This is a genomic window from Microbacterium sp. 22215 (assembly GCF_052045655.1).
GTDB classification, from domain to species: Bacteria; Actinomycetota; Actinomycetes; order Actinomycetales; family Microbacteriaceae; genus Microbacterium; species Microbacterium phyllosphaerae.
In genome coordinates this window covers 356,916-380,856 of the sequence record NZ_JBQEPC010000001.1, presented here as the reverse complement: position 1 = coordinate 380,856, position 23,941 = coordinate 356,916, and the positions used below count along the sequence as shown (strand labels likewise).

The 23,941-nt window shown below is 68.7% G+C and carries 24 protein-coding genes; 11 read left to right on the top strand and 13 right to left on the bottom strand.

Annotation, left to right across the window (positions count from 1 at the left end; genetic code table 11):
• The first annotated feature begins 38 nt into the window (after positions 1-38).
• Positions 39-1,343 (top strand): DUF4032 domain-containing protein, encoded by a 1,305-nt coding sequence (locus ACTJKH_RS01945; RefSeq protein ID WP_259162089.1) that lies wholly within the window; start codon positions 39-41, stop codon positions 1,341-1,343.
• 14 nt (positions 1,344-1,357) lie between these two features.
• On the opposite strand, the gene ACTJKH_RS01940 is transcribed toward ACTJKH_RS01945, so the two are convergent.
• From ACTJKH_RS01940 to ACTJKH_RS01915, 6 genes are all read right to left on the bottom strand, one after another.
• Positions 1,358-1,999 (bottom strand): NAD(P)-dependent oxidoreductase, encoded by a 642-nt coding sequence (locus tag ACTJKH_RS01940; RefSeq protein WP_210098595.1) that lies wholly within the window; start codon positions 1,997-1,999, stop codon positions 1,358-1,360.
• 11 nt (positions 2,000-2,010) lie between these two features.
• On the bottom strand, positions 2,011-3,015 hold the full coding sequence (gene rlmB / locus ACTJKH_RS01935) for a 23S rRNA (guanosine(2251)-2'-O)-methyltransferase RlmB (RefSeq protein WP_210098596.1): 1,005 nt from the start codon (positions 3,013-3,015) through the stop codon (positions 2,011-2,013).
• Positions 3,008-4,477 carry a cysteine--tRNA ligase gene (gene cysS, locus ACTJKH_RS01930; RefSeq protein ID WP_440735546.1) on the bottom strand — a complete coding sequence of 490 codons (1,470 nt, stop codon included), beginning with the start codon at positions 4,475-4,477 and terminating at the stop codon, positions 3,008-3,010. The genes rlmB and cysS overlap by 8 nt, the downstream gene beginning before the upstream one ends.
• A gap of 177 nt (positions 4,478-4,654) precedes the next feature.
• Positions 4,655-5,245, bottom strand: a complete 591-nt coding sequence (locus ACTJKH_RS01925) for a short chain dehydrogenase (protein WP_440735545.1) — start codon at positions 5,243-5,245, stop codon at positions 4,655-4,657.
• Positions 5,246-5,336: 91 nt separating this feature from the next.
• Positions 5,337-6,563 (bottom strand): 2-C-methyl-D-erythritol 4-phosphate cytidylyltransferase, encoded by a 1,227-nt coding sequence (gene ispD, locus ACTJKH_RS01920; RefSeq protein ID WP_440735740.1) that lies wholly within the window; start codon positions 6,561-6,563, stop codon positions 5,337-5,339.
• A 73-nt stretch (positions 6,564-6,636) separates the two neighbouring features.
• The gene (locus ACTJKH_RS01915; RefSeq protein ID WP_056312597.1) at positions 6,637-7,119 is read right to left on the bottom strand and encodes a CarD family transcriptional regulator; all 483 of its coding nucleotides are present in this window, start codon (positions 7,117-7,119) and stop codon (positions 6,637-6,639) included.
• 136 nt (positions 7,120-7,255) lie between these two features.
• On the opposite strand from ACTJKH_RS01915, the gene ACTJKH_RS01910 reads away from it, so the two are divergent.
• Positions 7,256-7,783 carry a DNA modification methylase gene (locus tag ACTJKH_RS01910; RefSeq protein WP_440735544.1) on the top strand — a complete coding sequence of 176 codons (528 nt, stop codon included), beginning with the start codon at positions 7,256-7,258 and terminating at the stop codon, positions 7,781-7,783.
• 76 nt (positions 7,784-7,859) lie between these two features.
• Here the strand turns inward: ACTJKH_RS01910 and ACTJKH_RS01905 are convergent, their stop codons facing one another.
• Together ACTJKH_RS01905 and ACTJKH_RS01900 are read right to left on the bottom strand one after the other, a co-directional pair.
• Positions 7,860-8,543 carry a response regulator transcription factor gene (locus ACTJKH_RS01905; protein ID WP_210098601.1) on the bottom strand — a complete coding sequence of 228 codons (684 nt, stop codon included), beginning with the start codon at positions 8,541-8,543 and terminating at the stop codon, positions 7,860-7,862.
• On the bottom strand, positions 8,540-9,757 hold the full coding sequence (locus ACTJKH_RS01900) for a sensor histidine kinase (protein WP_440735543.1): 1,218 nt from the start codon (positions 9,755-9,757) through the stop codon (positions 8,540-8,542). The genes ACTJKH_RS01905 and ACTJKH_RS01900 overlap by 4 nt, the downstream gene beginning before the upstream one ends.
• Before the next feature lie 218 nt (positions 9,758-9,975).
• On the opposite strand from ACTJKH_RS01900, the gene phoU reads away from it, so the two are divergent.
• On the top strand, positions 9,976-10,674 hold the full coding sequence (phoU, locus tag ACTJKH_RS01895; protein WP_210098603.1) for a phosphate signaling complex protein PhoU: 699 nt from the start codon (positions 9,976-9,978) through the stop codon (positions 10,672-10,674).
• A gap of 61 nt (positions 10,675-10,735) precedes the next feature.
• Here the strand turns inward: phoU and ACTJKH_RS01890 are convergent, their stop codons facing one another.
• Positions 10,736-11,485, bottom strand: coding sequence for a phosphoglyceromutase (locus ACTJKH_RS01890; RefSeq protein ID WP_210098604.1), 750 nt, complete (start codon positions 11,483-11,485; stop codon positions 10,736-10,738).
• 60 nt (positions 11,486-11,545) lie between these two features.
• Between ACTJKH_RS01890 and ACTJKH_RS01885 the strand changes: the two genes are divergently transcribed.
• A complete protein-coding gene (locus ACTJKH_RS01885; RefSeq protein ID WP_440735542.1) occupies positions 11,546-12,370 on the top strand; it encodes a class I SAM-dependent methyltransferase in 825 nt (274 codons plus the stop codon).
• Between the two features lie 27 nt (positions 12,371-12,397).
• Here the strand turns inward: ACTJKH_RS01885 and ygfZ are convergent, their stop codons facing one another.
• From ygfZ to ACTJKH_RS01870, 3 genes are all read right to left on the bottom strand, one after another.
• Positions 12,398-13,519, bottom strand: a complete 1,122-nt coding sequence (ygfZ, locus tag ACTJKH_RS01880; protein ID WP_440735541.1) for a CAF17-like 4Fe-4S cluster assembly/insertion protein YgfZ — start codon at positions 13,517-13,519, stop codon at positions 12,398-12,400.
• A 1-nt stretch (position 13,520) separates the two neighbouring features.
• Complete coding sequence (locus ACTJKH_RS01875; protein WP_440735540.1) at positions 13,521-14,123, bottom strand: FABP family protein; 603 nt, start codon at positions 14,121-14,123, stop codon at positions 13,521-13,523.
• Positions 14,124-14,308: 185 nt separating this feature from the next.
• On the bottom strand, positions 14,309-14,596 hold the full coding sequence (locus ACTJKH_RS01870; RefSeq protein ID WP_440735539.1) for a hypothetical protein: 288 nt from the start codon (positions 14,594-14,596) through the stop codon (positions 14,309-14,311).
• A 72-nt stretch (positions 14,597-14,668) separates the two neighbouring features.
• Between ACTJKH_RS01870 and ACTJKH_RS01865 the strand changes: the two genes are divergently transcribed.
• From ACTJKH_RS01865 to pstB, 7 genes are all read left to right on the top strand, one after another.
• Positions 14,669-15,352: a winged helix-turn-helix transcriptional regulator gene (locus ACTJKH_RS01865; protein WP_210098609.1), complete on the top strand. Its 684-nt coding sequence runs from the start codon at positions 14,669-14,671 to the stop codon at positions 15,350-15,352.
• 54 nt (positions 15,353-15,406) lie between these two features.
• Entirely contained in the window at positions 15,407-17,572 is a 2,166-nt protein-coding gene (locus ACTJKH_RS01860) for an RNA degradosome polyphosphate kinase (RefSeq protein WP_210098610.1), read from the top strand.
• Positions 17,569-18,546 carry an NUDIX hydrolase gene (locus ACTJKH_RS01855; RefSeq protein WP_440735538.1) on the top strand — a complete coding sequence of 326 codons (978 nt, stop codon included), beginning with the start codon at positions 17,569-17,571 and terminating at the stop codon, positions 18,544-18,546. Before ACTJKH_RS01860 ends, ACTJKH_RS01855 begins: the two co-directional genes overlap by 4 nt.
• A 171-nt stretch (positions 18,547-18,717) precedes the next feature.
• Entirely contained in the window at positions 18,718-19,821 is a 1,104-nt protein-coding gene (pstS, locus tag ACTJKH_RS01850) for a phosphate ABC transporter substrate-binding protein PstS (RefSeq protein ID WP_440735537.1), read from the top strand.
• A gap of 114 nt (positions 19,822-19,935) precedes the next feature.
• Positions 19,936-20,904, top strand: a complete 969-nt coding sequence (gene pstC / locus ACTJKH_RS01845; RefSeq protein ID WP_440735536.1) for a phosphate ABC transporter permease subunit PstC — start codon at positions 19,936-19,938, stop codon at positions 20,902-20,904.
• Position 20,905: 1 nt separating this feature from the next.
• Positions 20,906-22,015: a phosphate ABC transporter permease PstA gene (gene pstA, locus ACTJKH_RS01840; RefSeq protein WP_440735535.1), complete on the top strand. Its 1,110-nt coding sequence runs from the start codon at positions 20,906-20,908 to the stop codon at positions 22,013-22,015.
• A gap of 35 nt (positions 22,016-22,050) precedes the next feature.
• Entirely contained in the window at positions 22,051-22,830 is a 780-nt protein-coding gene (gene pstB / locus ACTJKH_RS01835; protein WP_440735534.1) for a phosphate ABC transporter ATP-binding protein PstB, read from the top strand.
• 90 nt (positions 22,831-22,920) lie between these two features.
• On the opposite strand, the gene ACTJKH_RS01830 is transcribed toward pstB, so the two are convergent.
• Positions 22,921-23,805, bottom strand: a complete 885-nt coding sequence (locus ACTJKH_RS01830) for an aminotransferase class IV (RefSeq protein ID WP_440735533.1) — start codon at positions 23,803-23,805, stop codon at positions 22,921-22,923.
• Positions 23,806-23,941: the final 136 nt, after the last annotated feature.

The following is a 23,941-nucleotide window of genomic DNA, read 5'->3' as shown; positions in this document are numbered from 1 at the left end:
CCGCTTCTGCTTTTCCCGCCCCCACCGTCTGGAGAGCCATGCAGGATGCGCTGCGGATCACCGCGAGCTCGATCGACCCGGGGCTGCTCGCACTCCCCTGGTCGACGACACTGGCCAAGTGGCCGTCCGAGCAGATCGTGTCGCTGCCCAAGGGGCTCTCCCGGCATCTCGTGCGGTTCGCCGACCTCTCCGGCCGTGTCGTGGCGGTCAAGGAGACCACCGACGAGATGGCCAGGCGCGAGTACGAGATGCTCGGCAACCTCGCCCGTCTCGACGTGCCCTGCGTCGACCGCGTCGCAGTGATCGCCGGACGCACGGATGCCGCGGGCGAGCCGCTTCCCGCCGCGCTCGTGACCTCGCACCTGCGCTTCTCGATGCCCTACCGCGCCCTCTTCACGCGGGTGCTGCGCCCCGACACCGCCACGCGGCTGGTCGACGCCCTGGCCGTTCTGCTGGTGCGCCTGCACAACGTCGGCTTCTACTGGGGCGATGTGTCGCTCTCGAACACCCTCTTCCGACGCGACGCCGGCGCCTATGCGGCATACCTCGTCGATGCCGAGACGGGCGAGCTGCATGAGGAGGGTCTCACCGACGGCCAGCGCGCCTACGACCTCGATCTGGCCCGCACGAACATCGCCGGCGAGATCATGGACCTCGCCGCCGGCGGCAGGCTCGAGCACGGCGTCGACGCGATCGCGATCGCCGACGGCATCGTCTCCTCGTACCGCTCCCTGTGGGCCGAGTTGACCGTGCAGGAGTCCTTCGCCTCGGCCGAGACCTGGCGCATCACCGAACGCGTCGAGCGCCTCAACGCCCTCGGCTTCGACATCGACGAGATGTCGATGTCGACGACCGCCGATGGCACGGTCGTCGAGATCCAGCCGAAGGTCGTGGATGCAGGACACCATCAGCGCCGGCTCATCCGCCTGACCGGACTCGACGTCGAGGAGAACCAGGCCAGGCGCCTGCTCAACGACCTCGACGAGTTCCGCGCCCGCTCGACCAAGCAGTGGGCCGACGAGGAGATGTACGCGCACGAGTGGCTGACCCGCGTGTTCGAGCCCGTCGTGCGTGCCATCCCGTGGGAGCTGCGTGCCAAGCTCGAGCCGGCCGAGGTCTTCCACCAGGTGCTCGAGCACCGCTGGTACCTGTCACAGGCACAGGGACGCTCCGTGCCCCTCGCCGAGGTGCTGACCAGCTACATCAACGAGGTGCTGCGGCACCGCCGCGATGAGGCGACGATCATGGGACCACCCACCGAGACCATGAGCCTGCCCGTGATCACGGGCGCGAATCCCGTCGCCGATGACGACGACGAGATCGACTGGCGCGACCTCGTCTGACCCGACCCGCGGGATCAGTACCCGACGGTGAACCGCTGACGACGGTGAGCGCCCCGCTCGATCTCGTCGACGACGGCGATCGCGAAGTCGGCGCCCGAGATGAACGACTTGCCCTCGGCATCCCGCACGAGGACGTCGCCGCCGTCGCGGTAGTGACCGGTGCGCTCGCCCTCGGCCCAGGGCCCGAACACCTCTGCCGGATGCACGAAGAACCAGTCGAGCGACTCGTCGGTCGACTCGAGCAGCGCGAGCGAGTCGATGCCGACCTGCGCCTCGTGCTTGTACTCCTCGGGGAAGTCGAGGTCGAACAGACGAGGCCCGCCGGGGGCGACGAGGCTGCCGCCGGCTCCGCCGACAACGCCGATGCGGGTCTTCGTACCGCTCAGCTTCTCGACGAGGCCGCGGAGGGCGTCGAGCACCGAGTCCTCCATGTCGCCACGGGGAGACAGCGCCGACACGACAGCGTCCGCACCGTCGAAGACGTCGCCCAGGCTCGCGAGGTCGAGCACGGAACCCTGCACGTTCCGTGCGCCCTCCACGGGGTTCGACGGCTCCGAGCGCGAGACCGAGACGACCTCGTGGCCGCGGCTCACCGCCTCCGAGACGATGTGGCGTCCGGCGTAGCCGGTTCCTCCGAGGACGACGATGCGAGCCATGTGCTTCTCCCCTACTTCTTCGCGTTGCGGATCGACGAGACCTGGTAGAGCGCGACGGACGTCGCGATGCCGGCGTTGAGCGACTCGGTCACGGCCGAGATCGGAATCGAGACGATCTGGTCGCACGTCTCGGCGACCAGACGCGACAGGCCCTTGCCCTCGGAGCCCGTGACGATCACGACGGGGCGATCGGCGAGCTGGAGTTCGGGCAGCAGCACGTCGCCGTCGCCGTCGAGGCCGAGCACGAAGACGCCCTGCTTCTTGAACTCCTTGAGCTGCGTGGTCAGGTTCGTCGCGAGAGCGACGGGCACGCGCGCGGCTGCGCCGGCGCTGGTCTTCCACGCCGCCGAGTTCACACCGGCCGAGCGACGCTGCGGCAGGATGATGCCGTGGCCGCCGAACGCGCCGGTCGAACGGATGATCGCGCCGAGGTTGCGGGGATCCGTGATGCCGTCGAGGGCGACGAACAGCGGAACCTCACCCTTGTCGATGACGGCTTCGAGCAGGTCCTGCGGGTGCGCGTACTCGTACGGCGGCACCTTGACGGCGACGCCCTGGTGCACGCCGTCGAAGCCAGCCATGCGGTCGAGCTCCTGACGTGTCACCTCGAGAACCGGGATGCCGCGGTTCGTGGCGATCGACAGCATCTCCTTGACGCGGTCGTCCATCTCGACGCGCTGCGCGATGTAGAACGCCGACGCGGGGATCTTCGCGCGCAGGGCCTCGAGCACCGAGTTGCGGCCGGTGACGACCTCGACCTCGGTGGTGTTGTCCTTCGAGCGTGCCGAGCGGTTCGGGTTGCCGCCGGACGTCTGACGCTGCCCCGGCTTGCCCTTTCCGCCCGATGCCGCGTAGCGCTCGGCCGCGGCCTTGCGCTTGCCGGCGGGGTGCCAGGCGCGATCTTCCGCCTTCGGCGTGGGTCCGCGACCTTCGAGCGAGCTGCGGCCCTTACCGCCGGAGCCCTTGGTGGGGCCCTTCTTGCCCTTGCCTGCCGAGGGATTGCCCTGCTTAGCCATCGATACTCCAATGAGTTCCGGCCGGAGAGTCCTCCAGCGTGATTCCTGCCGCGNGATCGGCCGCCGCCCAGTCCTTGTCAGCGCGCGCCTGCGCACGCTGGGTGATCATCGTCTGCACGAGCGCGTCGAGAGCGGATGCCTCGGCCGACGCATCCGTCGTCGACCACGCGTCGTCGAGCGGGTCGAGGCCCAGGATGCCCGTCATCTTGCTGACCTGCAGCGCCCACTCCCATGCCGTGGAGTCGTCGCCCGCATCGAGAGCCGAGTTGCCCGCGCGCACGGCTTCGTGGATCACCGCAAGTGCCTGCGGAACCCCGAGGTCGTCGTCCATCGCCTGGGCGAAGGAAGCCGGCGGCTCGTCGGAGAAGGCGCTGCCGGACTCGGGCCCGAACGGCTCCGCGTCGTCATCGCGACCCTCGCAGTCGGTCTCCTCCGGCCGGTCCGCGCGCCACTCGAACGGGCTCGGCATGCGCCTCACGCGCTCGAGGAAGGTGCGGATGCGCTCCACCGCGGCACCGGCCTCGTCGAAGCCGCGCTGCGAGATGTCGAGGCTCGAGCGGTAGTGTGCGGCGGCGAGCGCATACCGCACGACGAGCGGATCGTACTCATCCAGCACATCGCTCGCGAGCGTGAAGTTGCCGAGGGACTTCGACATCTTCTGTCCGCCGACGGTCACGAGTCCGTTGTGCACCCAGTACCGGGCGAAGCCGTCGCCGGCCGCGGTCGACTGGGCGAGCTCGTTCTCATGATGCGGGAAGCGCAGGTCGAGACCCCCGCCGTGGATGTCGAATTCCGGCCCGAGGTACCGCTTCGACATCGCCGAGCACTCGATGTGCCAGCCGGGGCGCCCTGAACCCCACGGCGACTGCCATGTGGCATCCGCCTGCTCGTCGCGCTTCGCGCCCTTCCACAGCGCGAAGTCCTGGGGGTTGCGCTTGCCTCGGGGGTCGGCATCCTCCGCCGCCTCCATGGCATCGACCGACTGGTTCGTGAGCGACCCGTACTCCGACCAGGAGCGGACATCGAAGTAGACGTCGCCCGAGCCGTCGGGGGCAGGGTACGCGTGGCCGCGTTCGATGAGGGTCGCGATGATCTCCTGCATCTGCGGCACAGAGGCGGTCGCGCGGGGCTCATAGGTCGGCGGAAGGATGCCGACTCCGGCATACGCCGCGGTGAACTCCTGCTCCATGCGGTACGCCAGCGCCCACCAGGGCTCGACGTCGGTCGCGTTCGCGAGCACCTTGTCGTCGATGTCGGTGACGTTGCGCACGAAGGTGACGCGCCCGTACCGGTTGGTCAGCCAGCGGCGCAGGAGGTCGAAGCTCAGAGCCGCGCGGACGTGCCCGATGTGGGGGCCGGACTGCACCGTGGGTCCGCAGACGTACATCGTGATGTTCTCGGGATCGAGAGGCACGAAGTCGCGCAGCTGCTGTGCGCGGGTGTCGTAGAGGCGGAGAGTCACCGCACAAGCTTACCGGGCCGCCGATTCCGAAGACTGGATGGCTCCTCCGTCCCGTCCCGCCGACACCGCGGCGTCACGATCTGCGGATGCGGACCCGATGCGCGGATCGGACGGGGCGCATGCTCCGCGGATCGAGACGCCGCCCGCAGATCGCGCTCACTCCGGTCGCCGCAGACCTCAGTCGACGGGGAAGACCTGCCCCGTCTGCACCCCGAGCACGCTCTTCACGTACGCCTGTCCGACGCGGTGAGACGACACCGGCACGAACCCGGGGAACGACGAGTGATACGACGGGGCGTCCTCGAGCACCGACGGGCTCACGGCGTTGATGCGGATGCCTCGGGGCAGCTCCGTGGCCGCGGCGAGCACGAAGGACTCGACCGCCCCGTTGACGAGCGACGCCGCAGCACCGGTGGCGATCGGCTCGCGCGAGAGGATGCCGGAGGTCAGGGTGATCGATCCGCCGTCGCGGACGTACGGAGTGCCGATGCGCACGACGTCGAGCTGCGAGAGCACCTTGCCGCGGAACGCCGACTCGTAGTCCGCGCGACCGAGCTCGCCCAGCGGACGGAAGGGAACCTCGCCGACCGCGACGATCACGGCGTCGACCTGTCCGACCGACGCGAAGAGACGCTCGACGGATGCCGAGTCGGTGACGTCGACCGACGGCTCTCCGCTGCGCGACGCCGAGACGATCTCGTGTCCCTGCAGCGCGTCGACGGCGGTGCGACCGACCTGTCCGGTGGCTCCGATGACCAGGATCTTCATGATGCCTCCTCCTCGTCGCACGACGGCCGCGCGACGCTCTCCGACAACGAACGCGGATGCCGAGGCATTCCCGCGTCCACGATGCGCCGTGTCAGCGCGGGTGCACCATCGCGACGGCTGTCACGGCGATGCCGTCACCGCGTCCGGGGAATCCGAGTCCGTCGGTGGTCGTCGCCGTGATCGACACGGGCGCCCCTCCGAGGGCAGCGGACAGCACTCGCTCGGCTTCGGCGCGGCGGGCGCTGAACCGCGGTCGATTGCCCTGGAACTGTGCAGAGACGTTGCCGATCGCGAAGCCGGCCTCGTCCAGAAGCTCCCTCGTGCGGGCGAGGAAGACCTCGGCGTGCGCACCGGCGTACTCGGGGTGGGCGGTTCCGAAGTGCTCGCCGATGTCGCCGAGGCCCGCGGCGCCCAGCAGCGCATCCACGATCGCGTGGGCGACCGCGTCGCCGTCGGAGTGGCCCGAGAGCGCCGGCTCCCCGGGCCATTCGAGTCCCGCGAGCCATAGGTCGCCGTCGCCCCCGAACGCGTGCACGTCGGTTCCGAGCCCGACCCGCGGCCCGCGCCACGCCGCGGGGGCAGCAACAGCGGGGGCAGCGTCGCGCGCCTCCGCAGGTGCCTCGGAGACCGCCGCGAGCAGATGACGCGCACGCTCGAGGTCGGCGGGCGTGGTGATCTTGAATCCGCGCGCGGAGCCCGTGATCTGCCGGACCCGATGACCGGCGGCGGCGAACAGGGCCGCGTCGTCGGTGTAGTCGACGCCCGAGGTCAGCGCCGCCTCGTACGCGGACTCGAGCAGCGCGCGAGGGAACCCCTGCGGTGTCTGCGCCGCGGCGAGCTCCGAGCGATCGATCGGACCGACGACCGCATCGCCGTCGACCCGCTTCAAGGTGTCGACCACGGGAAGCGTCGGGATGACCCCCGTCGCGTCGTCGACGGCCGCGGCCACGGCGTCGATGACCTCGGGAGGCGTCAGCGCCCGCGCGGCGTCGTGCACCAGCACCCGCGTGACGTCACCCCACAGAGCGTCGAGCCCGGCCGCCACCGACCGTTGGCGGGTGTCGCCGCCGGTGACGACCCTGCCGAGGTCGACACGGTCGCCCGCTGCGGCGCGAAGCTCGGTCTCGGCATCACCCTCGAACCCGGCGGGCGCGACCACGATCACCTGGGCGGGCGACGCCGCGAAGACGCCGTCGAGGGCGTGGCGCAGGATCGAATGGCTGTCGATGCCCACGAACGCCTTGGGCGCTCCGGCATCCAGTCGCGTGCCGGAGCCGGCAGCGACGACGATGATCGCGGTGTCAGGGACGGGAAGCATGCTCACCCGGTTCACGTTACCGGCGCGCACGAAAAAAGGCGGATGCCGGAGCATCCGCCTTGTCTCGATCCGCTCAGGACGCGAGGACCTCGTCGAGCAGCGCGCTCGCCTTGTCTTCGTCGGTCTTCTCTGCGAGAGCCAGCTCGGAGATGAGGATCTGACGAGCCTTCGCCAGCATCCGCTTCTCACCGGCCGACAGACCGCGGTCCTGATCCCGACGCCACAGGTCGCGCACGACCTCGCTCACCTTGATCACGTCGCCGGAGGCGAGCTTCTCAAGGTTCGCCTTGTAACGGCGCGACCAGTTCGTGGGCTCTTCCGTGAACGGGGCGCGGAGCACCTCGAACACGTGGTCGAGCCCTTCACGGCCGATCACATCGCGGACCCCGACCAGATCGACGTTCTCCGCAGGCACCTCGATGATGAGGTCTCCCTGCGTGACGTTGAGCTTCAGGTATTTCTTCGCCTCACCCTTGATGATGCGCTCCTTGACCTCGATGATGGTCGCAGCGCCATGGTGCGGATAGACGACAGTTTCGCCAACCTCAAAAAGCATAAAAACTTGTCCTTTCGGCAACCTCAAGGATACCACAGGGGACATGCGCTAAGGTTCGCGCCCCCACGTCCTCGGGCGCCCCCTCGCATGCGCATAGAATGGGATGCGGATATCCCGTCGGACCTCAGGAGGACCCGTGAAATCGCGCCTTGTTGCGTCTGCCGCCATCAGCGCCCTCGTTCTTCTCGGCGCGACGGGCTGCACGTTCATCTCGCCGCAGGCGACGAAGATCGAGTACTCGGCCTCGGACGGCGTCAACGTCTCCGACTCCGACGGACCGATCGACGTCCGCAACGCGTTCGTCGTCGCGAATGAAGACGGCTCTGTGGGCAACTTCATCGGCGCGGTCGTGAACCCGACCACCGACAAGGCGACGCTCACGATGCGGGTCGCCGGCGTCGACGAGCCGTTCATCGTCACTGTGCCCGCAGGCAAGACGAAGAGCTTCGGCACCGAGGGCGAGGAACCGCTGCGCATCATCGGACTCGACACGATGCCGGGCGCCACGATCGAGATCCACTTCCAGTCGGGTGACGGCGCAGGCACGAAGACCGAGGTCCCCGTGCTCGACGGATCCCTGCCGTACTACTCCGACCTCGTGCCGTCCGCCGAAGAGCCGACGCCGATGCCGACCGACACGGCGGCGCCCGCTCCGCAGGAGTGATCCGCACCACAGCGTGACGAAGAGGCCGGCACCCCGTGGGGTGCCGGCCTCTTCTGCGATCCGAGAGGGTGCCGACTCAGCCCTCGAAGCGGTAGCCGAGTCCGCGCACGGTCACGAGCATCACCGGCTCGCCCGGGTTCTCCTCGATGCGCGAGCGGATGCGCTTGATGTGCACGTCGAGCGTCTTGGTGTCACCGAAGTAGTCGCTGCCCCAGACCCGGTCGATGAGCTGACCTCGCGTGAGCACACGCCCCGAGTTGCGCATCAGCACCTCGAGCAGCTCGAACTCCTTCAGCGGCATGTTGATCTGCTGGCCCGCGACCGACACCGTGTGCCGGTCGATGTCGAGCGAGACCCGCCCGCCGTCGAGAACGCGCTCGTCGAGCTCGCTCTCGGCCTGCACGACCCGACGCAGCACCGCCCGCATCCGGGCCAGCAGCTCGCGCGACGAGTAGGGCTTGGTGACGTAGTCGTCGGCACCGAGCTCGAGCCCGACCACGATGTCCACCTCGGAGTCCTTGGCGGTGACCATGATGATCGGCACGGCCGAGGTCGATCGGATCTGCCGGCACACCTCGGTGCCGGGCATCCCCGGCAGCATGAGGTCGAGCAGCACGACGTCGGCGCCGCGCTCGCGGAACGCCGTCAGAGCGCCGGGGCCGTCCTCGGCGATCTCGACCTCGTAGCCCTCGCGGCGCAGCAGGTACGCGAGCGGGTCGGCGAGGTCGGGTTCGTCTTCGACGAGAAGGATGCGGGTCATGCGTTCTCTCCGTTTCGGACGCGAGTCGCGGCCTTCGCCGCTTTGCGCTCGCGCTTCTTCTTGTTCTTCTTGTCCTTATCGATGCTCGGGGGAGCGTCGATCCTCGGAAGCCTGATGGTGAAGGTCGATCCGCGTCCGGGGCGCGACCACAGCCGCACCTCGCCGCCGTGTCGCTGGGTGGCGTGCTTGACGATCGACAGTCCGAGACCGGTGCCACCCGTACGACGCGACCGTGCCTCGTCCGCGCGGTAGAAGCGCTCGAAGATCCGCTCGCGGTCGCCCTCGGCGATGCCGATCCCCTGGTCCGAGACGGCGATCTCGACGACGCCCTCGTCGGCCTTCACACCGATGCCGACGCGAGACCCCTTCGGCGAGTACGCGATCGCGTTGGCGATCAGGTTGCCGAACGCCTCGATGAGGATCTGCGAGTCGCCGCGCACCCACACTCCCCTGTCGCCGCCGCGCGCGATCTCGACTCCGGCCGAGTCGGCCTGCACGACGTGCGCCTCGAGGGCGGTGGCGAGCACCTCGTCGATCGCGACCGGTCGCACATCCGACAGGGCATCCTCCGCCTGCAGCCTCGACAGGCTCATGATGCGGCCGGTGAGCTGGCCCAGACGCGAGGCCTCGGCAGAGATGCGCGTGGCGAAGTGACGCACCTGAGCGGGATCGTCGGCCGCCGACTCGATGGCCTCGGCCAGCAGAGTGACGGCCCCCACCGGCGTCTTGAGCTCGTGGCTGGTGTTCGCCACGAAGTCGCGGCGCATCTGGTCGAGGCGCTCCTGCTCGGTGACGTCGCGGATGATCAGCAGCGTCATGCGCGGGCTGATCACACTCGCACGGGCCGAGACCAGGCGGGGGTCGAGGCTGAGTCCGCCTCGCGTCAGGCGCATGGACTCGGAGGCCGATCCTCCCTCGCTCCGGCCACCGCGCACCAGCTGGCGGAGCTCGGGGTTCTCGAGAGGCGCCCCCACCTCGATGCCGAACCGCGTCGCCGCCTTCGACACTGCGAGCACGAGACCCGACGAGTCGACCACGCACGCCGCGTCGTCCATGCTGCCGAGCACCGCGGTGACACCGTCGGGCACCGCGAGCGAGGTCTCCTCGGCCACCCGCGCCCTCGCGCGGTACGCCCACGCCACGAGGAGGGAGAGGCCGATGCCGATCACGAGGCCGACGGCCAACGCGAGCAGCGCGATCTGCGGCAGGGTCATAACCCCAGCGTAGAGTGCGTTCACCTGCCGATCGGCGGGTTCACCTGCCCTGGCGGCAAGGCGAGAAGTACTATTCACGTGCTGGGCACCGTTCGTTAACCTTCGGAGCAGACAATCGCTTTCGGGCCTGTGCGGGAGCGCTGCGCTCCTCTCGCGCGGACGACCCAGCCGTCTCGCGTTGACACACAGCCGAGACCCGAATGAAAGGTTGCGCCGACATGCGCGAAGTCTTCCACCAGTCCCTCGAGGACCTGCAGTCCCGCCTCGTGGAGATCGCCGACCTCGTCACGGTCTCGATCGACAAGGCCACCCGCTCGTTCGCCACGAGCGACGTCGAGCTGGCCGAAGAGGTCATCGCCGATGACGCCAAGATCGACGAGCTCGCCGTGCGACTCGACGAGCAGGCGATCGAGATCCTCGCCCGCCAGCAGCCGGTCGCCCGCGACCTGCGCGTCGTGGTCACCGCACTGCGCGTCAGCGCCTCGCTCGAGCGCATGGGCGACATGTCCGAGCACATCGCCCAGCTCGCGCGCCTGCGCTTCCCCGAGCGCGCGATCCCGAAGGGTCTCAAGGGCACCTTCACGAAGATGGGCGAGCTCGACGTCGAGATCTCGCGCACGCTCTCCGAGCTGCTGCGCACGCAGGATCTGAAGCTCGCCGACACCATCCGCAACACCGACGACGACATCGACGAGCTGCACGCCAGCGTGTTCGAGAAGGTGCTCAGCGACAACTGGAAGGGCGAGGCCACCGCGACCGTCGACGCCACCCTCGCCAGCCGCTACCACGAGCGCTTCGCCGACCACGCGGTCGCCGTCGCGAAGAAGGTCATCTACCTGGCGACGGGCGACTGGCGCATCGAAGAAGAGGACATCGCCCTGGCGATCGAGCAGCAGCAGGAGCTCGGCCACGCCTGATCCTCACGGGGCACACGAAGGGGGCGGATGCTGACAGCATCCGCCCCCTTCGTCTGTGTTCTTACTTCTTGCCCTGCGCGGCGACCGCTGCGGCACCGGCGGCGGCGGCCTCGGGGTCGAGGTAGCGACCGGGGCCCGTGGGCACGTTGTTCTCATCGAGCTCGTACACCAGCGGGATGCCCGTGGGGATGTTCAGCTCGGCGATGTCGTCGTCGCTGATGCCCTCGAGGTGCTTCACGAGTCCGCGCAGCGAGTTGCCGTGCGCGGTGACGAGGACGGTCTTGCCCGCCTCGAGATCGGGGACGATCGCGTCGTTCCAGTACGGCAGCAGACGGTCGATGACGAGCTTGAGCGACTCGGTGCGCGGCACCTCGCCGTCGATGCCCGCGTAGCGCACGTCGTGCACCTGGCTGAACTCGCTGTCGTCGTCGAGCACGGGCGGCGGCACGTCGAACGAGCGACGCCACAGCTGGAACTGCTCGGGACCGAACTCCTCGAGCGTCTGCGCCTTGTCCTTGCCCTGCAGGGCGCCGTAGTGGCGCTCGTTGAGGCGCCACGAGCGCGTCACCGGGATCCACAGGCGGTCTGCGGCGTCGAGGGCGATGTTGGCGGTCTGGATGGCGCGGCTGAGCAGCGAGGTGTGCAGCACGTCGGGCAGGATGCCGGCCTCGGCCAGCAGCTCACCACCTCGGCGCGCCTCGTTCCTGCCCTGCTCGTTCAGGCGGACGTCCACCCATCCGGTGAAGAGGTTCAGTTCGTTCCACTCGCTCCGGCCGTGACGGAGCAGGATCAGGGTGCGCTTCGAAGTCATGCGCCCAGTTTATCGGCGCAGCTCGACGCGTCCACGCCCGAGCCCTGCGAGGATTGACGCATGGCGTCATCTCCTCTCGGTCGGCCGACCCGCGGCACCACCGGGACGAACCGGCTGCGACGCAACGACCGCTGGATCGCCGCGAGCCCCGCCTTCCGTCGTGCGGCCGATCCGCTCGTGATCGACCTCGGCTACGGAGCCAGCGGAGTCACCGCGTTCGAGCTCGCGACGCGCCTGCAGCGCGTGCGGACGGATGCCGAGGTGCGCGGCCTCGAGATCGACCCGGCCAGGGTGGCGACGGCGGAGCGGCAGCTCGTCGAGGTGCAGGCGGGCCGCACGCCCTTCTCCCCCGATCTCCGGGTGTCGTTCGCCCGCGGAGGGTTCGAGGTGCCGCTGCCCGCGGGACGACGACCCGCGGTGATCCGCGCGATGAACGTGCTGCGCCAGTACGACGAGGCCGACGTCGCCGCCGCCTGGCGCACGATGACGGCGAGGCTCTCACCCGACGGCCTGCTCGTCGAGGGCACCTGCGACGAGATCGGGCGTGTGTCGAGCTGGATCGATGTCGACCCGACCGGGACGCCACAGCGGTTCACGATCTCGCTGCGGCTCGCCGACCTCGAGCGTCCGAGCATCGTCGCCGAGCGTCTGCCGAAGGCCCTGATCCACCGCAACGTGCCCGGCGAACGGGTGCATGCGCTGCTCGTCGATCTCGACCGCGAGTGGGACAGGGCGGCGGCTCTGTCGACGTTCGGGGCGACCCAGCGGTTCCTCGCGGCCGTCGCAGCCCTTCGCGACCAGGGCTGGCCGGTGCTCGGGGGCAAGACCCGGTGGCGGCTGGGTGAGATCACGCTCCCGTGGGATGCGGTCGCACCGCTCCCCTGAGGCGAGACCCGGCCCGCGGTTCGGCGCTCAGCCCGCCCGGCGGGGATCCGGCGCGCTCGGGCGCCGCGACAGTCGCGTGAGCCGCGGGATGTCGGCCGTCGCTCCGGCATCCGCGGGAACGATGACCTGCTGCGTCGCAGCGATGTCCGCTCCCTCCGCCCGCACGACGAGGTCGCCGACCGGGGTGCGGCGCGAGAGGATCGCGAGCGCGATCGGTCCGTCCTCATGGTGCCGCGCGACGGACGTGATGTGCCCGACCTCATCGTCGCCGGACAGCACCGGATCGCCGACAGCGGGGAGCACGGCTTCGCTGCCGTCGAGGTGGAGAGCGGCGAGGCGCCGAGGAGGGTGACCGAGGTTGTGGACCTTCGCGACCGTCTCCTGGCCGCGGTAGCAGCCCTTGTTCAGGTGCACGGCCGTGCGGATCCAGTCGGACTCGTGGGGCAGCGAACGCTCGTCGACCTCGGCGGACCAGCGCGGACGCCAGGCGGCGATACGCAGCGCCTCGGCCGCGAGGAGTCCCGCGACCTCGTCGGACGACGCCGTCGCGGCGAACGCGTCGGCGGCCTCCTCGGTCACGATCGCGACACGCCAGGCGAGCTCGGCACCGGGGTGATCGGCGATCTCGGCGTACTGGTGGCCACCGGCGCTCACGCGCTGCCAGGGGTCGACCCACACGAGCGGGACGTCAGCGGGAGCAGATGCCGCGGCGAGCACGCGATCGGCAGCGGCACCGCCGTCGACGAAGCCGAGAAGCGTGAGATCGGTACGCACCTCGACCGTGGCCTGCGTGCGGAACTTCATGCGCGTCAACCATGTCGCGAGCGCCTCGGCATCGTCGGCATCCGCGATCAGCCACGTCGACGAGCCGTCGTCCACGACGCCGGCTGCATGCTCGACGCGCCCCTGAGGGTCGAGCACCAGAAGCTCGGTGCTCTCGCCGGGTGTGAGCCGACCGACGGACTGCGAGGTGATCGAGTCGAGCCACCCCAGCCGCTCAGGGCCTGCGACCTCGATGACCGTCCGGTCGCCGAGCGGCACCACCGCGGAGCCTGCCGCGAGACGACGCTGCTCGCGGAACGCGTCACCGAAATGATCGATCCCGTTCTCGCCGATCACGGCGCCGGGGATGTCGGAGAATCCGGCCATGTCAGACCTTGGCCAGTCGAGCGGACGCGTGCGCCCGCATGGGAGTTCCGAGGGCCGCGATGTCCCATGCCCAGAGGAGGTGATTGTCGACGAGGCCGTACATGCGCGTCGCGGCGCCGTACTCCTTGGCTCCCGCACCGCGGACGATCGCGTCGGAGGCGATGTCGATGCGCGGTCCGGCGATCTCGCCGAGGTAGAGCTCGAGCGTCCCGTCGGCGTGGGCGATGGAGACCTCGATCGGGAAACCGCCCGATGCGGCGCGCAGCTCCTCGACATCGTCGACTCCGCGCGTCACGGGCTCGCCCAGCGGCGGCAGCAGGGCGGGTCCGGGATCCGCGTCGGTCGCCGGACGGCTGAGTCGCCAGAACCCGGTCTCGGCGACGAGCGGGATGGAGACGGCCTGATCGTCACCGGTGAACGTCGCGGTGGCCGAGTAGTTCAGGAACGGACCGCCGTCGTGGCTGAAGCTCACCCGATGGGTGAACTCGCCCTGCAGACGGTCATCGCCGACCGGATAGTCGATGACGCCTGTCCCCTCCCACACGCCGATCAGCCATGCGAACGGCGCGAGGTCTGCGGGGAGGTCTGTGGGCAGATCGAGCACGACGTGCTCAGCGCTGGCCGCGGAAGAGGTTGCGCAGCACCACGACCGAGACGAAGACGATCGCGAGGCTCGCAAGACCCAGAAGGCCGATGAAGAAGAGTTCGAGCGCCATGAGATCCATGACCATCACTTTACCCTCCGTGCGCGCGGGTGTCTCGTCGGAGCCTCAACGTCTCGTCCTGGTCTCAGGTGACGAGCGCGGCGAGGCCGAAGCCGACCGAGATCACACCCATCAGAAGCAGCGCTCCGATCGCGCTGCCGCCCACGCGGAAGATGAATCCCTGGGTGCGTCCGTGCCAGAGCTGCACGGCGAACGAGAGCAGCACGATGCCGCCGAAGGCCACGAGAAGCCACGGCACGCGCCACTCCTCCGGCACGAAGATCCCCACCGCGATGGAGGCGACGAAAGCGACCGCCCAGACGACGAGCACGCCGCCGAGGGCGTTACGCGGTGCGAGTGCTGGTTCCGACATGAGTCCATTGTCACCCATCGGCGCCCGGTATCATGGCGGCACGGCGTACCCCGCCGTCCGGAAGGAGTGCGTGTGGCCCAGGTCCTGGTGTTGACCAATGCTCCGGTCTCGGAGCAGGTCCTTCCCGCACTCGAGCTTCTCAGCCATCGAGTGCGCCAGATTCCGGCCGAGCCCGCCCAACTCGTGAACGCCCCCGACTACGACATCGTGATCGTCGACGGGCGTCTCGACCTCGTCGCCGCGAAGTCGCTCTGCCGTCTGCTGCGCGCCACGGGTCAGGATGCTCCGCTGCTGCTCGTCGTCACAGAGGGCGGCATGAGCGCGCTCTCCGGTGAGTGGGGGATCGACGACGTGCTGCTCTCCACCGCGGGCCCGGCAGAGACCGACGCCCGTGTGCGCCTCGCTCTCGCCCGCCGTGACGAAGTCGCCGAGCCGTCCCGCGTGCAGGCCTCGGGCGTCACCATCGACGAGCAGTCGTATTCGGCGAAGCTCCGCGGCCGCCCCCTGGATCTCACATACAAGGAGTTCCAGCTCCTGCACTTCCTCGCCACCCACCCGTCGCGTGTGTTCACCCGCGAGCAGCTGCTCAGCGAGGTGTGGGGCTACGACTACTTCGGCGGCACCAGGACGGTCGACGTGCACGTGCGGCGCCTCCGCGCGAAGCTCGGCGACCAGGAGCAGATCATCGGCACCGTGCGCAACGTCGGCTACCGGTTCAACGTGTACGACGACGAGACGGTGGCCGCGGCACGGTGACGGATGACGCGTCCGTTCACGCGCGCGTCACCTCACGGTGCTTAGATGTACCCCATGATCGATCCCGCTCTCGCCGACGCAGGTCTCGGTGACGCTGAAGACGACGACTTCGATGCCGTCGAGTCCCCGGACGCGCTCCTGCCCGACCACCGCTACCTCGATCGCGAGCTGAGCTGGCTCGCGTTCAACCAGCGCGTGCTGGAGCTCGCCGAAGATCCGTCGTTGCCCGAGCTCGAGCGCGCGAACTTCCTCGCGATCTTCGCCAGCAACCTCGACGAGTTCTTCATGGTGCGGGTCGCCGGCCTCAAGCGACGGATCATCACGGGTCTCGCCGTCCCCACCAACATCGGCCGCTCCCCCGCCGATGCGCTCGCTGACATCGCCCGCGAGGCGCACGCGCTGCAGCTGCGCCACGCCGAGGCCTGGACGTCGCTCGTGCGCCCGGCACTCGCGGAGTCGGGAATCGAGATCACCGAATGGTCCGAGCTCACCGACGAGGAGCGGGCCAAGCTCTCCGAGTACTTCGGCGCCCAGGTGTTCCCGGTGCTCATGCCGCTGGCCGTCGACCCCGCGCATCCGTTCCCGTACATCTCGGGCCTGTCACTCAACCTCGCGATCCGCATCCGCAACGCCCGCACCGGTCGCCAGGAGTTCGCCCGCCTCAAGGTGCCGCCCATGCTGCCCCGCTTCGTCGAGGTGCCGGGCTCGGGCGAGATCAAGCGCTTCCTCACGCTCGAGGAGCTCATCGCCAACCACCTCGGCGACCTGTTCCCCGGCATGGAGGTCCTCGACCACCACGCGTTCCGCCTCACCCGCAACGAAGACGTCGAGATCGAGGAGGATGAGAGCGAGAACCTCATCCAGGCGCTCGAGGCCGAGCTGCTGCGTCGCCGCTTCGGCCCGCCGATCCGGCTCGAGATCACCGACGACATGGACGAGGTCACGATGGACCTCCTGGTGCGCGAGCTCGAGATCACGGATCAGGAGATCTACCGTCTCCCCGGGCCGCTCGATCTGCGCGGCCTGTTCGACCTGTCGCGCATCGACCGTCCCGACCTGCGCTACCCGCCGCATCTGCCCACCACTGCGGTCGCCTTCCAGCCCACCGGCAGCAACACGCGCGCCGACATCTTCAAGGCGATCCGCAAGTCGGATGTGCTCGTCCACCACCCGTACGAGTCGTTCACGACGAGCGTGGTCTCGTTCCTCGAGCAGGCGGCCCGCGATCCGCACGTGCTCGCCATCAAGCAGACGCTCTACCGCACCTCGGGCGACAGCCCGATCGTGGAGGCCCTGATCAACGCCGCCGAGGCGGGCAAGCAGGTGCTGGCCCTCGTCGAGGTCAAGGCCCGGTTCGACGAGGCCAACAACATCGTCTGGGCACGCAAGCTCGAGAAGGCCGGTGTGCACGTGGTCTACGGCCTCGTGGGGCTGAAGACGCACTGCAAGCTCGCTCTCGTGATCCGCGAGGAGGACGGCGTGCTGCGCCACTACTCGCACATCGGGACCGGCAACTACAACCCGAAGACCAGCCGCATCTACGAGGACTTCGGGCTCTTCACGACCGACGCGCAGGTCGGCAAGGACCTCACCCGTCTGTTCAACGAGCTCAGCGGCTACGCGATCGAGAAGAAGTTCAAGCGCCTCCTCGTCGCGCCGCTGCATCTGCGCAAGGGGCTCGTGCGTCAGATCGACCATGAGCGTCGCAATGCCGAAGACGGCAAGCCCGCGAGCATCCGCATCAAGGTCAACTCGATGGTCGACGAAGAGGTCATCGACGCGCTGTACCGGGCGAGCACGGCCGGTGTGAAGGTGGATGTGTGGGTGCGAGGCATCTGCAGCCTGCGCACCGACCTCGAAGGCGTCAGCGACAACATCACCGTCCGCAGCATCCTGGGCCGCTACCTCGAGCACTCGCGCATCTTCGCCTTCCACAACGACGGCGACGATCAGGTCTACATCGGCAGCGCCGACATGATGCACCGCAACCTCGACCGCCGCGTCGAGGCCCTGGTCAGGGTCACCGACCCGGGCCACATGAAGGATCTGCTCGACTTCTTCGACCTGGCCATGGACCCGGGCACCACGTCGTGGCACCTGGGCGCGGACGGTGTCTGGACACGCCACTCCGAGGATGCCGACGGCAAGCCGCTCATCGATCTGCAGGACAAGACGATGGGGTTGATCCAGCGGCGCCGTCGCGCTCGGGCGGTGCGATGACTCCCTCCTCGACGGCCGAGGCGACGCGCTCGAAGTGGACGGACAAGGCCGTGTACGCGGCCGGGGCCGTCGTCTGGCGCCTCATCGACGGCAAACTGCGGATCCTGCTGATCCACCGGACCAAGTACAAGGACATCACCCTGCCCAAGGGCAAGGTCGACCCCGGCGAGATGCTCGCCGAGACCGCGGTGCGCGAGGTGCACGAGGAGACGGGCATCCGCGTCTCGCTCGGGGTGCCCGTCGGTGTGAGCCGCTACCACCTGCCCTCGAGCAAGCAGAAGGTCGTGCACTACTGGGCGGCCGAGGCCACGGCCGACGCCATCCGGGCCTCCACGTTCGTTCCGAACCGCGAGATCGCCGCTCTGGAGTGGGTCAGCGTGAAGAAGGCGCGTGCGCGCCTGAGCTACCCCGTCGACCTCGAGATCCTCGACTTCTTCGCGAAGCTGGTCGACGACGGCGTGCTGCGCACCTTCCCGATCATCGCCCTCAGGCACGCCAAGGCTCTCTCCCGCTCGGACTGGGACGGCAGTGATGCCGCTCGTCCCTTGACCGACCGCGGACGACAGCAGGCGAAATCCATCGTCGGCCCGCTCCGGGCGTTCGGCGTCCGCAAGATCGTCACGAGCGACGCCGTGCGCTGCGTGCAGACCGTCACGCCGCTCGCGAAAGCCCTCGACCGCAAGACGGTGCAGACGTCGAAGATCAGTCAGGACGCCTGGGAGGACGGCGAGGACGACCTGCGATCGGTGATCGGTCGCCGGGTGCGATCGGGCAAGCCGGCGGTGCTGTGCAGCCACGGACCGGTGCTTCCCGGCCTCCTCTCCGAGATCGCCCTCGCGACCGGAACCATCCGCGGCTCGTACGTGAGCAGCGCCGCCGACCTCGAACCCGCCGCGTTCTCCGTGGTGCATCTGTCGGCCTCGAACCCGGGCTCCGGGATCATCGCGATCGAGACGCACATCCCCAAGGTCTGACCGGTCTCCGGCGTCGGAGCGAGACACGAGTGCGTCCGGGTGCCCACCCCAGAGAGTCGCGCGCCGTTCACCTTCCGTTCACCTGCCCGGGAGAGTCTCGTTAACCGTCGCGCATAGCGTCACTGTGTGCCCTGCACCGGGCCCCACCCATCCATGATCGAAGGATCCACAGTGAAGATCTCCCGAATCGCACGTATCGGCGCCATCGGCGCCGTCGCCGCTCTCGCTCTCGCCGGCTGTGCCGCGAACGAAGGCGGCACCGGCGGCTCCACCGACGCGCCCGCAGAGTCCACCCTCTCGGGCACCATCGAGGCCACCGGCGCCTCCTCGCAGGAGGCCGCGCAGCAGTCGTGGGTCGCCGCGTTCCAGACCGCGAACCCTGACACCACGGTCAACTACACCGCCACCGGATCGGGCACCGGCCGCGAGAACTTCATCGCCGGCTCGTCGAACTTCATCGGCTCGGACCGTGCGTTCAACGCCGACGAGCTCGCCGCGGGCGGCTTCGGCTCCTGCGCATCCGACGAGATCGTCGAGATCCCCGTCTACATCTCCCCCGTCGCGGTCGCCTTCAACCTCGATGGCGTCGACGAGCTGAACCTCGACGGCGAGACCATCGCCAAGATCTTCGCGGGCACCATCACGAAGTGGAACGACGACGCGATCGCCTCGCAGAACGAGGGCGTCGACCTGCCCGACCAGGCCATCGTGACCGTGCACCGCTCCGACCCCTCGGGCACGCAGGAGACGTTCACCAAGTACCTCAGCGCCGTCGCCCCCGACGTGTGGACCTACGAGCCCAGCGACGAGTGGCCGCTGCAGACCGGCGAGGCCGGCGACGGCACCTCGGGCGTCGTCGACGCGATCACCAACGGCTCCGGCTACATCGGCTTCGCCGATGCGTCGCGCACCTCCGAGCTCGGACAGGTCGCCGTCGAGGTCGAGGGCGAGTACGTCCCCTACTCGGCAGACGCCGCAGCCGCGCTCGTCGAGGCATCGCCGCTCGAGGAGGGCCGCTCGGACCACGACCTCGCGTTCGCCGTCGACCCCGCCGCCGCACCGGCAGGCTCCTACCCGATCGCGCTCGTGTCGTACCTCATCGGCTGCGTCGAGTACGACGACGCCGAGACCGCCGGCCTCGTGAAGGCGTACTTCCAGTACGTCGCCTCGGCCGAGGGCCAGGATGCCGCAGCCGAGGCCGCCGGCAGCGCGCCGATCTCGGACAGCCTGCGCGACCAGATCAGCACCGCGATCGACGCGATCGTCACGGAGTGACCGACGGCTCAGCCCACCGCTGAGCCCCGGTCCGACGCCCCCGGGTGTNGACCGACACCCGGGGGCACCCGCATGAAAACCCCCGAAAGTCCCTCAGAGCCTGGAGTCGCTCCGATGTCCACAACCACAACGGGTCCCGATACCACCCGTTCAGCCGGGACACCCCCCAAGCTGCGCCGACGGGGAGACCTCGTCTTCTCGGGCACCGCGCTGGCCGCGGGAATCATCATCCTCGTCACGCTCGCCGCCGTCGCGCTGTTCCTCATCGTGCAGTCGATCCCTGCCCTGTCGGGAGACACGAGCGGCAACCACATCCTCGAGGGCCAGTCGTTCCTGTCCTGGGTCTGGCCGTTCGTCTTCGGAACGCTGTGGTCGAGCTTCATCGCCCTGGTGATCGCGGCACCCATTGCGATCGGCATCGCGCTGTTCATCTCGCACTACGCCCCGCGGCGCCTCGCCGGCTTCCTCGGCTACATCATCGACCTGCTCGCGGCGGTCCCGTCGGTCGTCTTCGGCCTCTGGGGAGCCCTCACCTTCGCCCCGATGCTCGTGCCCTTCTACAAGTGGCTCAACGAGAACCTCGGCTGGATCCCGATCTTCAGCGGCACGCCCTCGGGCACGGGAAAGACGATCCTCACCGCATCCCTCGTCCTCGCCGTGATGATCCTGCCGATCATGACCGCGATCTGCCGTGAGGTGTTCCTGCAGACGCCGAAGCTCCACGAGGAGGCCGCTCTCGCGCTCGGAGCCACCCGCTGGGAGATGGTCCGCATGGCCGTGCTGCCCTTCGCACGCAGCGGAATGGTGTCGGGTGCCATGCTCGGCCTCGGCCGCGCACTCGGCGAGACCATGGCCGTGACCCTCGTGCTCTCACCTCTGGGCATCATCACGTTCAACCTCATCAACCCGGAGAACCCCACCACGATCCCCGCGATCATCGCACTGCGGTTCCCCGAGGCCCATGACGAGGGTGTCAACACGCTCATCGCGGCGGGTCTGATCCTCTTCATCGTCACCTTCGCGGTCAACTTCGTGGCCCGCTGGATCGTCTCGCGCCGTGCCGAGTTCTCGGGAGCCAACTGACATGACCGCCACCCTCACGCCCTCGCCCTCCTCCGCGTCCGTCGCGGCGCCGGTGCACAGCACGTCGGCGGGACACCTGCCCAAGTGGGCGCCCTGGGCACTGCTGCTGGTCGCCTTCGTCGTATCGGCCACGATCTTCGCCTTCGTCAACGCGGGCAACGATCCCGCCGACTTCAACATCGCGCTCACCCTCGTGGTCGGCCTCATCTTCTACATGGTTCTGATCCTCGTGATCTCCACCGTGGTCGAGAGCCGCCGCCACGCGATCGACCGGCTCATGACAGCGCTGGTGTCCGGCGCATTCGTGGTCGCGCTCCTCCCCCTGATCTCGCTGCTCTACACGGTGGTCGTCAACGGCCTCATGCGCTTCGACGGCGAGTTCTTCAGCTTCTCGATGCGCAACATCGTCGGCGAGGGCGGCGGCGCCGTGCATGCCATCTGGGGCACGCTCCTCATCACGCTGGGCGCGACGATCATCTCGGTGCCGATCGGTCTGATGACCTCGATCTACCTCGTCGAGTACGGCGAGGGACGCAAGCTGGCCCGCGGCATCACGTTCCTCGTCGACGTCATGACCGGCATCCCGTCGATCGTCGCCGGTCTGTTCATCTACTCGGTGTTCTCGCTCATCGTCGGCCCCGGCACCCGGATGGGCATCATGGGCTCGCTCGCCCTGTCGGTGCTGATGATCCCCGTGGTCGTGCGCGGCTCGGAGGAGCTCCTGCGGATCGTCCCGAACGAGCTCCGCGAGGCCGCCTACGCGCTCGGCGTGCCGAAGTGGCTGACGATCCTCAAGGTCGTGCTGCCCACCGCGATCGCGGGAATCCTGACCAGCATCATGCTCGCAATCTCGCGCGTGATCGGCGAGACCGCGCCGCTGCTGCTCACCGTCGGAATCGTGCAGGGCATGAACCTGAACATGTTCGGCGGGCAGATGGCGACACTACCGGTGTTCTCGTACATGCAGGCCAAGTACCCGGGCATCCCCGTCGACGCCTACCTCGAACGCGCATGGGCCGCAGCCCTCACCCTGATCGTGATCGTGATGGTGCTGAACCTGCTCGCCCGCATCATCGCCAAGGTGTTCGCTCCCAAGATCAACGGCCGCTGAGCCGTCATACCCGACTGAACAAGAAGGATTCCCCCGTGTCAAAGAGCATCGAAGTCAACGACCTCAACGTCTACTACGGCGACTTCCTCGCCGTCGAAGGCGTCAGCATCGACATCAAGCCCAACACCGTGACCGCATTCATCGGCCCGTCCGGCTGCGGCAAGTCCACGTTCCTGCGCACGCTCAACCGCATGCACGAGGTCATCCCCCGTGCGCGCGTCGAGGGCGAGGTACTGATCGACGGGAAGAACCTCTACGGCGCCGGAGTCGACCCCGTGCTGGTGCGTCGCCAGGTCGGCATGGTGTTCCAGCGTCCGAACCCGTTCCCGACGATGTCGATCAAGGAGAACGTGCTGGCGGGCGTCAAGCTCAACAACACGCGCATGGCGAAGAGCGACCAGGACGCCCTCGTCGAGAAGTCGCTGCGCGGCGCGAACCTCTGGAACGAGGTCAAGGACCGCCTCGACCGCCCCGGCTCCGGCCTCTCCGGCGGTCAGCAGCAGCGTCTCTGCATCGCGCGTGCGATCGCCGTGTCACCCGACGTGATCCTCATGGACGAGCCCTGCTCGGCCCTCGACCCGATCTCGACCTTCGCGATCGAGGAGCTCATCGCCGAGATCAAGTCCCAGTACACGGTCGTCATCGTGACGCACAACATGCAGCAGGCCAGCCGCGTCTCCGACAAGACGGCCTTCTTCAACATCGCCGGCACCGGCAAGCCCGGCAAGCTCATCGAGTACGACGACACCCGCACGATGTTCACCACCCCGTCGGTGCAGGCGACCGAAGACTACGTCTCGGGCCGCTTCGGATAAGCATCCGCCGGTTCATGAGGTGAGGGCTCGACGCTACGGCGTCGGGCCCTCATTCGTCTGCCCGGTTGTGGGGTCGGAAGCCGGCCGGGGTCAGTCGCGGGGCGAGAGCAGGTACCGGTTCAGCTCGGCCGTGAGAGCGTGGTCGACCGGCAGGTCGACGCCGTCGACCGCGGTGATCGGGGCGGCGAGTCGCACGCTCGAGACGAGCCATGCGGCATCCGCACGCGAGAGGTCGGATGCCGGGATCGTGCCGTACTCCGCATCCGAGCCGCGGCCTGCGAGGTACTCGTAGACGCTGAGCTGGGTCGTTCCGTGCAGGATGCCGCCGTTCGGCGCAGGTGTGACGAATCGATCTCCCAGACGTAGGATCAGCGACGCCGTCGGCGCCTCGAGCACGAAGCCGTCGCGGGAGAGGAAGATCGCGTCATCCGCTCCCCTCCGGTGCGCCTCGCGCAGCGCCGCCATGTTCACCGCATACGAGAGGGTCTTCGCTCCGAGCAGCAGCCACGGTGCGCTCTCGGCGACGTCGAGGTCGTATCCGCGGTCGAGGGTCACCACGCGGATGCCTCGCTCGCGCACCTCGGAGAAGTCGGATGCCGGCGCCGCGGTCGCCCACGCGGTCGGCGTCGGCCCGTGCTCCACTCCCCTGCTCAGGATGAGCTTGATGACGTACTCGCCCCGCTCGCAGTGCGCCGCGGCCTGCTCGATCGCCTGGCGCCACTGGGCCTGGTTCGGCAGGGGCAGGTCGCACAGCTGCGCCGAGTGCGCGAGCCGCTCGAGGTGTGGGATCACCTCCTGCGCGTGTCCGTCGACGACACCGATCGACTCGAACACGCCGTCGCCGCGCTGGGTGCTCAGCTCGCCCACGCTCAGGGCGGGAGCCGCTGCATCGACGAGAGTGAACGTGTCTGCGAAATCGGAGCGGTCTGCGTCAGCGGCCGCAGGATCGATCATGAGAGCAAAGCGCCGGGTCATGATCCGAGCCTAGGGCTCCGGGAATAGCAGCGGTGCGATCTTGTTACACTGGAGTGGCCGGGCCGCATAACCCCGGGCTCCAATTTTTGCCGCTGCGAGCGGCCTTCCGCCGAGAGGCGTTCTTGCGGCCCGGTCC

What these genes read in the sequence shown, in the direction of transcription:
- ACTJKH_RS01945 (WP_259162089.1), top strand. Translation starts at nt 39, where the DNA reads ATGCAGGATGCGCTGCGGATCACCGCGAGCTCGATCGACCCGGGGCTG.
- ACTJKH_RS01940 (WP_210098595.1), bottom strand. Translation starts at nt 1,999, where the DNA reads ATGGCTCGCATCGTCGTCCTCGGAGGAACCGGCTACGCCGGACGCCAC.
- rlmB (WP_210098596.1), bottom strand. Translation starts at nt 3,015, where the DNA reads ATGGCTAAGCAGGGCAATCCCTCGGCAGGCAAGGGCAAGAAGGGCCCC.
- ACTJKH_RS01925 (WP_440735545.1), bottom strand. Translation starts at nt 5,245, where the DNA reads ATGAAGATCCTGGTCATCGGAGCCACCGGACAGGTCGGTCGCACCGCC.
- ispD (WP_440735740.1), bottom strand. Translation starts at nt 6,563, where the DNA reads ATGCTTCCCGTCCCTGACACCGCGATCATCGTCGTCGCTGCCGGCTCC.
- ACTJKH_RS01915 (WP_056312597.1), bottom strand. Translation starts at nt 7,119, where the DNA reads ATGCTTTTTGAGGTTGGCGAAACTGTCGTCTATCCGCACCATGGCGCT.
- ACTJKH_RS01905 (WP_210098601.1), bottom strand. Translation starts at nt 8,543, where the DNA reads ATGACCCGCATCCTTCTCGTCGAAGACGAACCCGACCTCGCCGACCCG.
- ACTJKH_RS01900 (WP_440735543.1), bottom strand. Translation starts at nt 9,757, where the DNA reads ATGACCCTGCCGCAGATCGCGCTGCTCGCGTTGGCCGTCGGCCTCGTG.
- phoU (WP_210098603.1), top strand. Translation starts at nt 9,976, where the DNA reads ATGCGCGAAGTCTTCCACCAGTCCCTCGAGGACCTGCAGTCCCGCCTC.
- ACTJKH_RS01890 (WP_210098604.1), bottom strand. Translation starts at nt 11,485, where the DNA reads ATGACTTCGAAGCGCACCCTGATCCTGCTCCGTCACGGCCGGAGCGAG.
- ACTJKH_RS01885 (WP_440735542.1), top strand. Translation starts at nt 11,546, where the DNA reads ATGGCGTCATCTCCTCTCGGTCGGCCGACCCGCGGCACCACCGGGACG.
- ygfZ (WP_440735541.1), bottom strand. Translation starts at nt 13,519, where the DNA reads ATGGCCGGATTCTCCGACATCCCCGGCGCCGTGATCGGCGAGAACGGG.
- ACTJKH_RS01870 (WP_440735539.1), bottom strand. Translation starts at nt 14,596, where the DNA reads ATGTCGGAACCAGCACTCGCACCGCGTAACGCCCTCGGCGGCGTGCTC.
- ACTJKH_RS01860 (WP_210098610.1), top strand. Translation starts at nt 15,407, where the DNA reads ATGATCGATCCCGCTCTCGCCGACGCAGGTCTCGGTGACGCTGAAGAC.
- ACTJKH_RS01855 (WP_440735538.1), top strand. Translation starts at nt 17,569, where the DNA reads ATGACTCCCTCCTCGACGGCCGAGGCGACGCGCTCGAAGTGGACGGAC.
- pstC (WP_440735536.1), top strand. Translation starts at nt 19,936, where the DNA reads ATGTCCACAACCACAACGGGTCCCGATACCACCCGTTCAGCCGGGACA.
- pstA (WP_440735535.1), top strand. Translation starts at nt 20,906, where the DNA reads ATGACCGCCACCCTCACGCCCTCGCCCTCCTCCGCGTCCGTCGCGGCG.
- ACTJKH_RS01830 (WP_440735533.1), bottom strand. Translation starts at nt 23,805, where the DNA reads ATGACCCGGCGCTTTGCTCTCATGATCGATCCTGCGGCCGCTGACGCA.